Genomic DNA, 12,276 nt, shown 5'->3' on the forward strand with positions numbered 1-12,276 from the left:
AGTGTAGTAATCTGAATTAGCTTGGTGTAGGTTCGTCTGCGCTCATCTAGGCAGTTTGAATTAACTTAATAGCTTTGTCTGCGCTAATCGAATTAGTTTGCTAACTTGTCTACTCTCAGTGCAGTAGTTTGAATTAGATTAGTTTGGTGTAGGTTCGTCTGTGCTCATCGGGGCTTTTAGATTACGACTGACCTTGGTATTCCGCCCTTGCGGCGGGTTCATTTTCTTTAAATGGCCAAAGAAAACAGAACCAAAAGAAAGGCCACCCGTGACGTTTCCTAATCCAAGCTAACCATTCATTTTAAACGCACCATGTCAGGATGGCCGTCCATGGCCATTCTGACATTACAGCAAACGTCCTGTTTGCTGTTGCTAAAATGAATCGTTACCTTGGGGAAACTTGACGGGACAATGAAGCAGCCACATTGATTTATTTTTAAGCATTTAGTTAACTGATATGTCGCTAAGAAATATATAATATCCGTTATTTTGTACAGGTAAGATCCCTCCGCTAGGCAAGGTGTGGACATAGAGGTTCCAACCTTTATTTGTAAAATAGCTAATGGATAGAAAAACGAATTTTAGTGACTTGATCAGTGAATTGTGCAGGTAAGTTATTTAAAAATGTTGAAACTTCAGGCATTTCCATGGGATCAAATTTAGTTCCTTCGAGTAACAAAGCATTAATGTTTTCTAAAACGTTAGATACATCCCAATCCCAAGATTTACCAGATAACATTCTAATCTCAACAGCTAATCGAAAGTTTTCAGACAAGATGTTCTCTTTTACACCAGAATTATTGGTATTAATTAATTTAAGTTTTAAAGCTTCAACTTTACATAATTGGATATCATTTGCATTTAATTTTATTTTTTGTAGAACTTTCGCTAGTGAAAACTCTATTTGTGAAGAAACTTTATTTTCTAGCTTTGACTCTACTTCACTTAATTTATTAGCAAGTGAGGTGTCAATTTCTGTTTTCTTAATTTCAATGCTGTCATCAATATGCATTAATAGATATTCTTTTTCCTCGTTATACCTATTCCTAAAGAAATAAATATTAACACCAAGAAATAACAACAAAAATGTTGCTGAAAACCCAAGAGCCCAATGATAGGTACTTCTCAAGTCAGAGGCTGTTGATTGTAGTATTCTATTTTGTTCCATAAGACGTATATTACTTTCGTATAAAAGCTCCATTTTCGTTTGATTAGCAAGTTTAATAATTGGTTTTTCTTGAGCATGACCACTAATTGAAAATGAAAGGAAAAGCACTGCTATTAAAATTTGACTCAGACTCACAACTCACTCCTAAATGAAAAGGTATAACAGTTAAAATAAGCCAAATCGCTCCATGTTTGCAGTGGATAGACAGACCTTTTATTTTATTTAAATTTCACACAAAGTAACCAACTTAAATTAAATAATCAATAAGTTAAATAACCAGATCAAAAGTTAATCATGTAAAAACTACCGGAACCACTATAAAGTAATGACTTAAATACATATAGAAGCCTCACATTAAAAAATAAACAACCTGCTTTTACTTACATAGTTCCACACTTTAATTTCTTAACCTGCATACTTCTCGACCTTAATATTTCTACAACGCTGTAAATTACTTTTAAGTGAGTAACACAATAACAACCTCACAGTTATAAAATATAATGTAGCTTAGAGGAGCTTATTAACTGCCATCCACATATTTTTGAAATAAATCACTTATAAAGTCGAACTTCAAGCTATAAAAGCACAAAAGTACTTAACCAATCATTAAACAAAAAACCTCCCCTTTATCTATAGCACTTCACACTTAGTTTGCTTAGGCCAATCAAGCTCTCTCTAACTACTATCTCAATGTGATTAAAAATAAAACAAAAAATAACCTGCTTTTACTCACATAATTCGACATTTTAATTGCTTAATCTGTATACTTCGCGACCTTATTATTTCTGCAACGCTGTTAATCACTTTTAGGTGAATCAGTGCTGCTCTAAACTGATGGAATCTTGACTTTGATATCTACCGCAAACATTACAATGCAATTTGGCGCCGAGCCTTTATTTGAAAATATTTCAGCCAAATTTGGTAACTTTAACCGCTACGGGTTAATTGGTGCTAATGGTTGCGGAAAATCAACTTTCATGAAGATTTTGACCGGTGCACAAGAGCCAAGCTCAGGAAACGTATCATTAGATCCGGGTGTGAAAGTCGGTACGTTAAGCCAAGACCAGTTTGCTTTTGAAGAGTACACAGTAATTGACGCCGTTATTATGGGTGACAAAGCGTTGTGGGAAATCAAAAAAGAGCGTGACCGTATTTACGGTTTACCAGAAATGACTGAAGAAGACGGCATGAAAGTTGGTGAGCTTGAAAGTGAGTTTGCTGAGATGGATGGTTACACTGCTGAAAGTCGTGCTGGTGACATTTTATTAGATGCTGGTATTGAAGAAGAGTTTCACTTTGGTTTAATGAAACAAGTGGCACCGGGCTGGAAACTGCGAGTTCTATTAGCACAAGCATTGTTTGCAAACCCTGACTTATTATTACTCGATGAGCCAACCAATAACTTGGATATTAATACCATTAACTGGTTGTCTGAAGAGTTGAATAAACGTCGTTGTACTATGGTTATCATCTCGCATGACCGTCACTTCTTAAACTCTGTGTGTACGCACATGGCTGATATTGATTACGGTGAATTACGTATTTACCCAGGTAACTACGAATACTTCCTTGAAGCTTCTTCACTGATCCGTGAGCAGTTATTATCTGAAAATGCGAAGAAAAGTGCTGAAATCGACGAACTACAAGACTTTGTAAACCGTTTTGGTGCGAATGCTTCTAAAGCAAAACAAGCAAGTTCACGTGCTAAAAAAATGGATAAAATCAAACTTGATGATGTTAAATCAACAAGCCGTATGCACCCTTCTTTATCTTTTGATGAAGGCAAGAAAATGCATCGTCAAGCGTTAGTATTAGAAGGTCTAGGGCATGGTTTTGAAGAAGGGCCATTATTTAGTGGTGGAGACCTTATTTTAGAAGCCGGTGCTAAACTTGCTATTATTGGTGAGAATGGTGTCGGTAAAACAACCTTCATGCGTTGTTTAGTGAATGACTTACAACATAACGAAGGCGTTGTTAAATGGTCTGAAAATGCGTCTATCGGCTACTGCCCACAAGATAGCACTGAAGATTTTAATAACGACTTAACCTTGATGGACTGGATGGGTCAATGGCGTACTAGCAAACACAGCGATTTAATCGTGCGTGGTATGTTAGGTCGTTTATTATTTACCGATGACGATGCAAACAAAAAAGCACGTAACTGTTCTGGTGGTGAGAAAAACCGTCTGTTATTTGGTAAGTTAATGATGCAAGACATCAACGTGTTAGTAATGGACGAACCCACTAACCACATGGACTTAGAAGCGATTGATGCATTAAACAATGCATTAAAAGAATTTAAAGGTACGCTTATTTTTGTAAGTCATGACCGTGAATTTGTATCTTCATTAGCAACCCGTATTGTTGATATTAAAGAGACAAAAGTGGTTGATTTCCAAGGTACTTATAACGAATACCTAGCAAGTCAGTCAGAAGCGAAAAAATTAAGCTTAAACCTACAATAAAGCACAACACTTCAAATCAGTAGTTGCGTTCAGCGCTGCTGATTTGAAACATTAAGAAACAAAGAAATAAAGACATAAAGAAATAAAGAAAGAAGCAATAAATAAAACCGAATAACTCATAAAACCTGTCACTTTTCCATCTTTGTCATGCCCCTCATCGTTTAGCTTTTGCGACTGTGAGATACGCTTGATACTTTGCTTATGTAAAAATGTGGCCGTTTTATACCATTTTAACTTGATAAGTAGAGACAAATAACATGCCTTTTTCATCCCTTGGATTAAGTGATCCAATCGTACAAGCCGTAACTGAACAGGGTTACACTGCGCCAACACCTATCCAAGAAAAAGCGATTCCTGTTGTATTAAAAGGAAAAAACCTGATTGCCGCGGCGCAAACAGGTACCGGTAAAACTGCAAGTTTTGTATTACCTATTTTACAAAAATTAATTGATGCGCCATTGGTTCGCCCTAAACGTGTGCATGCGATGATTTTAACTCCGACGCGTGAGCTGGCGATTCAAGTGGAAGCTAATATTCAACTTTATGCCAAGCACCTTAATATTACTTCGATGGCGATGTACGGTGGCGTCGATGTTGAACCACAAAAGCAAAGCTTGATTGAAGGTGTTGATATTTTAGTAGCAACGCCTGGTCGTTTGTTAGATATGTACACACGTCGTGCTATTCACTTTGATGAAACCTCTATTCTAGTGATTGATGAAGCCGACCGCATGTTAGACATGGGCTTTATTAGTGACATTAATAAAATCGTTGAGAAGTTACCAGAGCAACGTCAAAATCTGTTATTTTCTGCAACTTTATCAAAGCAAGTACGCTTTTTAGCAAGAACAGCTGTGACAGATGCGGTAGAGATATCAATTGCACCAGAGAATGTTACTGTGCCTAAGATTGCACAACGTTTGATCACTGTCGATAAAGAGTTTAAATCGGCATTATTAAGCCATTTGATCCATGAGAATAAATGGCAGCAAGCCTTGATATTCATTGAAACTAAACGTGGTGCCGCTAAATTAGTTAGCCAGTTAGAAAAGCGAGAGATTGCAGCAGAGTCATTCCATAGTGGACGTAGCCAAGCAGTGCGAGAGCAATTAATGGCTGACTTTAAAGAAGGTAAAATCAAGTTCTTAGTGGCAACGGGCATTGCCGCTCGTGGGATTGATATTGATGATTTAGAACGAGTGGTTAACTATGATTTACCCGATGAAGCTGAAGATTATGTACATCGTATTGGTCGTACTGGTCGTGCTGGCGCTGAAGGTGAAGCTATTTCATTGGTATCGCGTGATGACTTTAGAAACCTATGTGCTATCGAACGTCATTTAGGTTACTTCATTAACCGTGAAGTGATTGAAGGCTTTGAAGCAAAGTTGGTTGTGCCTGATTCAAATGCTGCACACGCACCGAAAAAAGCGCAAAAAGGCCGTCGTCGCCAATCATCAATCAAACGCTAAACTAATATTAGTGATCACTTGCCTTAACAGTGATAAACAACTTTTAAGGCTAATTAATGAGCTCGAATGCTGAGCTCATTTTAAGTTTAACGGCACTTTTGTTGTTATTGATAAACTAGACCAGCATGCCTTAACCACCCATCGATATGACGTTGCTTAGGATCTTTATGCGTCCAATGCATCACACCACCGCGTTTATTCCATTCGTATTCACCATAAAATTCAATGCTATCGCCGACTTTTAGAGTATTTATTCTTGGCGCTAAATCTATATTATGTGCGACTAATATTGTTTGCCCAGTATTCGTTTTTATAATAAAGCGTTGATGCTGAGAACCTTTTAGGTCATCAGCAAGTAGCTTGATCACCGTTCCTTTACCAGCGATCTGTAGATCAGAGCGTTTATCTTTAAAAGCATCACTCAGACGTTGTTCGCTATTAGCTGAAACGCTGACTGTGTAAACCGCTTCTTTTGTCTGTTCAGCTGTTGCTAATGACTCTGAACTAACTCCATTAGGTTGGCTTTCGTTATTACACGCCACAAGCAACAGCGCTAACAGCATAAACATACTATTTTTCATCGATGCTTTTCCTTATCCCGAGTTGCAATTATTTATAATCCCTATCCGTTAACGGTTATAAATTGATTTAAAAACGAGAATCACTTTCACAGGGCTGGCCGTCGTGGTCGCCATCCATTTTAGTATTCGGACAGTTCTCTATGAAAAAGATCGCTTCCGCTTTTGAACGCATTTCACTGCAATAGGTTCTACCATCACATCGATATTTTGAATTTGCCAGTTCACTTTTTTTATTAAATAAATTAATAGAATCTTTACGTTCACTTTTGGTTTCACTTGGCAAAATAATAATCGATCCTTTTACTGACTCAAGGCGATCACAAATCACACCATCAGGAACTTTCCCGTATAAAATTCGGCCTTCTTTAGTCGTACATTTTATTTTGTCATCAATGGAAACACTTGATGAGTTAGCTGCAATAAACGGCAATTCATTATTTGAATATAAAAAATAAGCGTATCCACCAGCAATAAGTAGTATTAATATTGTGAACATTTTCATCATTGAAAGTCTCTTTAATTTACCCTGATTCTTTGGCTACTAGTATGAGCCAATGACGATAAGCAACATAAAAAGCGCCTAAATGAATACTTTTTGTAAAGCATCACGAATGATACTTATGAACTAACGCGTCATTATTTGAAAATTAATTATAAATTTGTGAAATAAAACAACATAGGCCACGGTCTTGATAAGTTATGTATTAAACCATTTAACACTTTTAAGGATCTTCCTATGTCACAACCTGTTTCAGCAAACCTACAAAACCGCCTTCAGTGGTCTCTCTTTTCATTACGCTTAGGTATTTTTATCGTTTTCTTTATGTGGACGTTAGATAAATTTATCAATCCAGCACACAGTGCGATAGTTATGAAAGCATTTTATGGTATCAGTGGAGCAAGTGATACCATCTTTTATATTCTTGGCGCGCTACAATTATTGTTAGTTCTTGCATTTGTTGCTGGGATCAAAAAACGCCTTACTTACGGTATTATTTTATTAATGCACGCCGCATCTACTTTTTCTTCATTCCCTCGCTATATTGACGGCTTCAACAATCTATTGTTTTTTGCAGCATGGCCTATGCTTGCCGCTTGTATTGCGCTTTATCTTCTACGTGATGCAGATGTAAAACTAACGGTTAAGTAGTTTTTACACGTTAGCTAGCCTATCAATTCATCGCCAACCCAATGTTATGTTTTATATGTAATGGGTTGGCGATTTTTTGAAACTATTTTTAATAATAATTAGATATTACCGCTCGAAACTAAATAATAAATCCAAGCAAACAATCCAGCAAAAACCAATACCGTTAACACTAATTTCAACCAAATATATTTCATTTCAATACCCTAATTTTTAATTCAAACAATTAGCCCAATAAAACCGCATAAAACACAACTAAAATCACAAATATTAATTATTTATCTTTACTTTTTACCTATGTAAATAATGTGATTTTTTATTTATGGAGATATAATATGCCGTCCCATTAATAAAGTAGAACGGAATCTCGCATTAAGGACAAAACACCATACTTTATTTTAGCGGAGTGATTATGTCATCTGATTTACGCATTATCTTAAAAGGGTTTCAACAATTTTTGTTATTATCTCTTTTAGTAACCTTACCTATTTTAGCCCTTGCCTTTGATCTTATTTATATGCAGCACGGTGTGATAAACTTAGATCAGGGTATCTCTGAATATTCTGTAACAGAGCTTTTACAGGAAACATTATTATTCTGCACTACCTTATCTTTTGCCTATACAGCATATAAAGATCCTTCAGTCAGACATTTCAGTGTGCTTATTACAGGCTTCTTTGCTTGTATGCTAATTCGCGAACTTGATGGTTTACTGGATAACATACGACATGGTTTTTGGGTTTACCCTGCAACATTGGTTGCTTTATTTTCGATTATTCATGCATTAAAAGCCCCTGAAAAGACCTTAAGTGCCTTCGCTAGATTCATACAAAGTCGACATTTTGTCACCTTAAGCATTGGCATGGCTTTATTGCTGGTCTTCTCTCGTATTTTTGGAATGGGTGATTTATGGCAAGGGATTTTAGGCCCTGACTATGAACGTATTATAAAGCGGGTGGTAGAGGAAGGATTGGAAGTACTAGGTTATACCGTTATATTTTATGCTGCCATGGGATATTTAAACAGCTTTTTAGCTGGCCAACAATTGACAACTAAAACAGCAGATCAACAACAGTTACATTCAGAGCACATTATCTGTACTGATTTATAAGTATCAAACAACGACTATAAAAGGCCATAAACAAGACTGTTTATGGCCTTTTTGTTATGTATTAAAGAGAGCAGGATTAAGATGAAGATATCCGTCACCATGCTTTTTAACGCTTATTTTATTATTTAAAATACCTTATCTGGTTGTAAGCCATAACGCGTGAATAATGCCGGGTACAAAAAAGAAAATACTAAGAATAAGGTTAATAAGAAAATCTTTTCCTAGTCCAAATTTTAGAAAAACAGCCAAAGGTGGTAATAAGATACAGATGATAATATTTAGTAATTGATTCAAAATACTCTCCTTAACATTAAACAGTGAATATAATTTAACATAAAAATCAAAGTACCAAGGTTATTTTTCTATGACAAAAAACAGCTTGGTACCGTTTATATTTATTCAACTATCAAACGAAGTTAATAAACTTGATTAAGCTAATAAATCACGTTTTTTGACCAAAATAGCCAACAAACAAAGCGCCAACAAGAATAATGTTTTTGGCTCAGGTACTGAGACAGGTGCAGTTGCCACTTGAATTGCAGCTTGAAGATCAGAGCCGTCTTTAAAGCTCATGCTTAATGTATTCCATGCATCTGCATAACCATTTTGAGATGCGGCTCTCATCTCAGAAACGATATAAAAGCTCTCTCCTGCTGCAACATCAAAACTAATAGTTTCAGGTATATTTACATCCAAACCATCACTTATATAAATTGATGTTGGATTCATAATAGGGCTAGCTATTTCATAAATTAATGTCCCGAAACTTGGATACCATTGTAATGAAGTACCACTAATAATAGCAATTGATGCGCTGAGATAGTTATAAGCATACCCCTCTTCATTATTTCCCACAGAACCATGAAGATTAACATCGAGGTCAATTGTTTTGGTTTCTAATCCCGTATTAGTAAAGTTTTGAACTGACCATGCCATAGCAGATGAACTTTTCTTAAAAGCAGCATTTGTTTCTACACGAAGTAATGGCATATATGATTCTGAAACAAAACTTGAGTAAGCTTGCCCATAAGCATACTCGTTTAATTCACTATATGCCTGCGTTGAGCCTTCACCACCATCTGATGCAGAAGAAAATGAACCTGAACAATAAGATGGGCAATATCCTGAGTTTCCGACAGAAGTATATGCCCCCACGCCTTCAATAACAGACGCATTGGCACTCGACACAAGCAATGTTAACGCACCAGCCAAAGCGAATTTAAATGATTTGTTCGTGTTGATGATTTTCATTCTTTATATATCCTTATTTAAAAGTTATTGATATCAATCAGTTAGAGAACATTTTATGAGCAAGAAACATTCCAAAATAAAATATATATTAATTATCAATAGGTTAGAAATTAAATAAAGAAACGTTCTAAAAGTGGATGGGTAATTTGTAAAGAAATCAGACACTTAATAAATATCACTAAAGATCATTTAATACAAAGGGTAGGCTAATAAGCTTCTATAAGCAGCAGGAGTCACTGCTTTGGAGGATAGAGTTTGTAGTTCGATATTTTAGTTAAAATTTTGGTTATGGTTATGGTTATGGTTATGGTTAATCGACACTGTTTACAGACAAAAAAATAGGGCACAACAAAATGTGCCCTACTCTTCTTTAAGTCCCGACTTGAACGGTTAAACCTACTATTCAATCATTACGCTACCGCAGCGATTCCTACAGGAATAGGAGTTCTAATTAAGTGGTCAAAGGCACTTAAACTCGCTTTTGACCCCTCCCCCATCGCAATAATAATTTGCTTATAAGGTACGGTTGTTACATCGCCTGCAGCAAATACACCCGGTAATGACGTTTCCCCTTTTGCATTCACTTCAATCTCACCACGAGGAGATAAAGCAACACCGCTGCCTTTTAAGAAATCACTGTTTGGTACTAAGCCGATTTGCACAAAGATGCCAGCAAGCTCAACTTGGTTTTCTTCACCACTAACACGGTCGATATAGTTGAGAGCAGTCACACGAGTCCCATCTCCAATAACTTCTGTTGTTTGCGCGCTTTTAATAATAGTAACGTTAGCCAGACTGTTTGCTTTGTTTACAAGTACCTGATCTGCTCGTAGTGTATCTGCGAACTCTAATACTGTTACATGTTCAACTAACCCTGCCAAATCGATAGCCGCTTCAATACCTGAGTTACCGCCACCAATTACCGCTACTTTTTTGCCTTTAAATAATGGGCCGTCACAATGTGGGCAGTAGGCAACACCTTTATTGCTGTATTGCTCTTCACCGGGTACGTTCATTTTTCTCCAACGCGCACCAGTAGATAAAATGACGCTTCGGCTTTTTAATATTGCACCACTTTCAAGTTCAACATGAATGTAACCATCTTCTGTTTTTTCAGCAGCAACAACCGCACCGGCACGTTGCTCATTCATAATATCTACGTCATATTCTTTTACATGCTCTTCAAGTGCAGCCGCCAATTTAGGGCCTTGCGTCTCTTTTACTGAGATAAAGTTCTCAATCGCCATTGTATCCATGACTTGTCCGCCAAAACGTTCAGCAACAACGCCAGTACGAATACCTTTACGTGCTGCATAGATGGCAGCTGATGCACCCGCAGGTCCACCGCCTACAACTAAGACTTCATAAGGTTCTTTTTCATTTAAGGCAGCCGCTTGTTTTTTTGCCGCACCAGTATCTACTTTACTTAATATTTCAGTTAATGTGATACGCCCTTGAGTAAAGACTTCACCGTTTAAAAATACACTGGGTACTGCCATAATATTACGTTCAGCGACTTCCGCTTGGAAGGCACCACCGTCAATCATGGTTGTGCTAATCTTTGGATTAATCGCAGCCATCATATTTAATGCTTGTACAACATCAGGACAGTTTTGACAGCTTAAAGAAATAAACACTTCAAAGTTAAACTCACCTTCTAAGTTTCTTACTTGCTCAATCACTTCTGCATCAATTTTCATAGGATGACCACCGCTATGTAACAAAGCCAATACTAATGATGTGAATTCATGACCCATTGGTAATCCAGCAAAACCGATAGCGGTATTTTTAGTTGGGTTAACCACTTGCATAATAGGTTTACGTACACTTGCAGCGGCATCTTCAATCACAGTAATTTTATCGTGTAATGAAGCTATATCTGTTGCTAACGCGTGTAATTTTGTTGCCGTTTCACTGTCATCAAGGCTTAATACTAATTGCACGTCTGTTTTTAAGTTTTCTAGGTATGCTTTAAGCTGGGTTTTCATATTTTGGTCTAACATAATGTCACCTTTATATTTTTTGGCTGTATTTATTTACGCTTAGTTAAAAACGTAATGAGCAATTTTGGTTAATTTAAAAATCGACTCTCTGGTCAACAAGGCTTTATAAAAATCTATTTTTAAATGACCTCAGTCGATAGGACTAAGGTCTATTTATTACTAAGCAACTTATAGGTTGCTTAGCTTTTAGGTTTAGCTCTTTAGACTTAGATTTTACCTACTAGGTCTAGTGAAGGTGCTAACGTTGCTTCACCTTCTTTCCATTTAGCAGGACATACTTCACCTGGGTGTGCAGCAACATATTGTGCCGCTTTAACTTTACGCATTAGGTCTTCAGCATCACGGCCAACACCTTCAGCAGTAACTTCTAATGCTTGAACAACACCTTCTGGATCCATCAAGAACGTACCACGGTTTGCAAGGCCTTGACCTTCACGCATCATACCGAAGTTGTTTGTGATAGCGCCAGATTGGTCACCAACCATGAAGTAGTTGATTTTACCAATTGTGTCTGAACTATCGTGCCATGCTTTGTGAGTGAAGTGCGTATCAGTTGATACAGAGAAAACTTCTACACCACGTTTTTGTAATTCTTCATAATGGTCAGCAACATCGCCTAACTCAGTAGGACAAACAAACGTAAAGTCAGCTGGGTAGAAGAAAAAGATAGACCATTTACCTAGTACGTCTTTCTCTGAAATCTCTACGAATTCACCTTGTTTAAATGCAGTCGCGTTAAATGGTTTAAGTTTAGAGTTGATCATTTTGTTATTCCTATTAAGTGAGTTAATTACATTAATTGGGCTCGTTCTGCGAGTCCATGGAAAGCATTATGTAGCAAACCAATTGATAGGTAAAATTGTTAATTTCAATTAAATCAATAGCTATAACAAATCAAAAGTAAAGTCGATAGAACGCTAGATAAAGCTGCTAGCTAGAAAGAGGGATAGTTAAAACACAGATAGCTAATTAAAGCGGGGAACTTAAAAAGGTTATTACAGATAGATGATTTTAGAGATAAAAACGTTTTGAGTTTTATCAATAAAAAATAAAATTTAGAATGATTTTTTAAATATCA

General features: G+C 36.6%; 11 protein-coding genes and 1 pseudogene. 4 read left to right on the top strand and 8 right to left on the bottom strand.

Features of this window, described 5'->3' with window-relative positions; all coding sequences use genetic code 11:
- Nucleotides 1-559 precede the first annotated feature (559 nt).
- Nucleotides 560-1,303 carry a hypothetical protein gene (locus GQR44_RS07570; protein WP_166370887.1) on the bottom strand — a complete coding sequence of 248 codons (744 nt, stop codon included), beginning with the start codon at nucleotides 1,301-1,303 and terminating at the stop codon, nucleotides 560-562.
- Between the two features lie 713 nt (nucleotides 1,304-2,016).
- On the opposite strand from GQR44_RS07570, the gene GQR44_RS07575 reads away from it, so the two are divergent.
- A complete protein-coding gene (locus tag GQR44_RS07575; protein WP_166370889.1) occupies nucleotides 2,017-3,633 on the top strand; it encodes an ABC-F family ATPase in 1,617 nt (538 codons plus the stop codon).
- Nucleotides 3,634-3,684: 51 nt separating this feature from the next.
- On the opposite strand, the gene GQR44_RS07580 is transcribed toward GQR44_RS07575, so the two are convergent.
- On the bottom strand, nucleotides 3,685-3,885 hold the full coding sequence (locus GQR44_RS07580; RefSeq protein ID WP_166370891.1) for a hypothetical protein: 201 nt from the start codon (nucleotides 3,883-3,885) through the stop codon (nucleotides 3,685-3,687).
- A gap of 5 nt (nucleotides 3,886-3,890) precedes the next feature.
- On the opposite strand from GQR44_RS07580, the gene GQR44_RS07585 reads away from it, so the two are divergent.
- Nucleotides 3,891-5,105: a DEAD/DEAH box helicase gene (locus tag GQR44_RS07585; RefSeq protein WP_166370893.1), complete on the top strand. Its 1,215-nt coding sequence runs from the start codon at nucleotides 3,891-3,893 to the stop codon at nucleotides 5,103-5,105.
- A 104-nt stretch (nucleotides 5,106-5,209) separates the two neighbouring features.
- On the opposite strand, the gene GQR44_RS07590 is transcribed toward GQR44_RS07585, so the two are convergent.
- Complete coding sequence (locus GQR44_RS07590; protein ID WP_240923594.1) at nucleotides 5,210-5,686, bottom strand: DUF3465 domain-containing protein; 477 nt, start codon at nucleotides 5,684-5,686, stop codon at nucleotides 5,210-5,212.
- 67 nt (nucleotides 5,687-5,753) lie between these two features.
- Nucleotides 5,754-5,891: pseudogene (locus tag GQR44_RS19765) on the bottom strand (excalibur calcium-binding domain-containing protein); the annotation flags it as partial.
- 531 nt (nucleotides 5,892-6,422) lie between these two features.
- On the opposite strand from GQR44_RS19765, the gene GQR44_RS07600 reads away from it, so the two are divergent.
- Both GQR44_RS07600 and GQR44_RS07605 read left to right on the top strand, forming a co-directional pair.
- A complete protein-coding gene (locus tag GQR44_RS07600; RefSeq protein WP_166370895.1) occupies nucleotides 6,423-6,836 on the top strand; it encodes a hypothetical protein in 414 nt (137 codons plus the stop codon).
- Between the two features lie 409 nt (nucleotides 6,837-7,245).
- The gene (locus tag GQR44_RS07605; protein WP_166370897.1) at nucleotides 7,246-7,944 is read left to right on the top strand and encodes a hypothetical protein; all 699 of its coding nucleotides are present in this window, start codon (nucleotides 7,246-7,248) and stop codon (nucleotides 7,942-7,944) included.
- A 135-nt stretch (nucleotides 7,945-8,079) separates the two neighbouring features.
- Here GQR44_RS07605 and GQR44_RS07610 read toward each other — a convergent pair whose 3' ends face one another.
- The 4 genes from GQR44_RS07610 to ahpC all read right to left on the bottom strand — a co-directional run bounded on the left by GQR44_RS07610 (nucleotide 8,080) and on the right by ahpC (nucleotide 11,962).
- A complete protein-coding gene (locus tag GQR44_RS07610; protein WP_166370899.1) occupies nucleotides 8,080-8,238 on the bottom strand; it encodes a YqaE/Pmp3 family membrane protein in 159 nt (52 codons plus the stop codon).
- A gap of 135 nt (nucleotides 8,239-8,373) precedes the next feature.
- Nucleotides 8,374-9,195, bottom strand: a complete 822-nt coding sequence (locus tag GQR44_RS07615; protein WP_166370901.1) for a hypothetical protein — start codon at nucleotides 9,193-9,195, stop codon at nucleotides 8,374-8,376.
- 410 nt (nucleotides 9,196-9,605) lie between these two features.
- Complete coding sequence (gene ahpF, locus GQR44_RS07620) at nucleotides 9,606-11,198, bottom strand: alkyl hydroperoxide reductase subunit F (RefSeq protein ID WP_166370903.1); 1,593 nt, start codon at nucleotides 11,196-11,198, stop codon at nucleotides 9,606-9,608.
- 206 nt (nucleotides 11,199-11,404) lie between these two features.
- Complete coding sequence (gene ahpC / locus GQR44_RS07625; RefSeq protein WP_028867546.1) at nucleotides 11,405-11,962, bottom strand: alkyl hydroperoxide reductase subunit C; 558 nt, start codon at nucleotides 11,960-11,962, stop codon at nucleotides 11,405-11,407.
- Between the last annotated feature and the right edge of the window lie 314 nt (nucleotides 11,963-12,276).

Source organism: Psychromonas sp. SA13A (assembly GCF_011378715.1).
Classification (GTDB): domain Bacteria; phylum Pseudomonadota; class Gammaproteobacteria; order Enterobacterales; family Psychromonadaceae; genus Psychromonas.

What these genes read in the sequence shown, in the direction of transcription:
- GQR44_RS07585 (WP_166370893.1), top strand. Translation starts at nt 3,891, where the DNA reads ATGCCTTTTTCATCCCTTGGATTAAGTGATCCAATCGTACAAGCCGTA.
- GQR44_RS07590 (WP_240923594.1), bottom strand. Translation starts at nt 5,686, where the DNA reads ATGAAAAATAGTATGTTTATGCTGTTAGCGCTGTTGCTTGTGGCGTGT.
- GQR44_RS07600 (WP_166370895.1), top strand. Translation starts at nt 6,423, where the DNA reads ATGTCACAACCTGTTTCAGCAAACCTACAAAACCGCCTTCAGTGGTCT.
- GQR44_RS07605 (WP_166370897.1), top strand. Translation starts at nt 7,246, where the DNA reads ATGTCATCTGATTTACGCATTATCTTAAAAGGGTTTCAACAATTTTTG.
- GQR44_RS07615 (WP_166370901.1), bottom strand. Translation starts at nt 9,195, where the DNA reads ATGAAAATCATCAACACGAACAAATCATTTAAATTCGCTTTGGCTGGT.
- ahpF (WP_166370903.1), bottom strand. Translation starts at nt 11,198, where the DNA reads ATGTTAGACCAAAATATGAAAACCCAGCTTAAAGCATACCTAGAAAAC.
- ahpC (WP_028867546.1), bottom strand. Translation starts at nt 11,962, where the DNA reads ATGATCAACTCTAAACTTAAACCATTTAACGCGACTGCATTTAAACAA.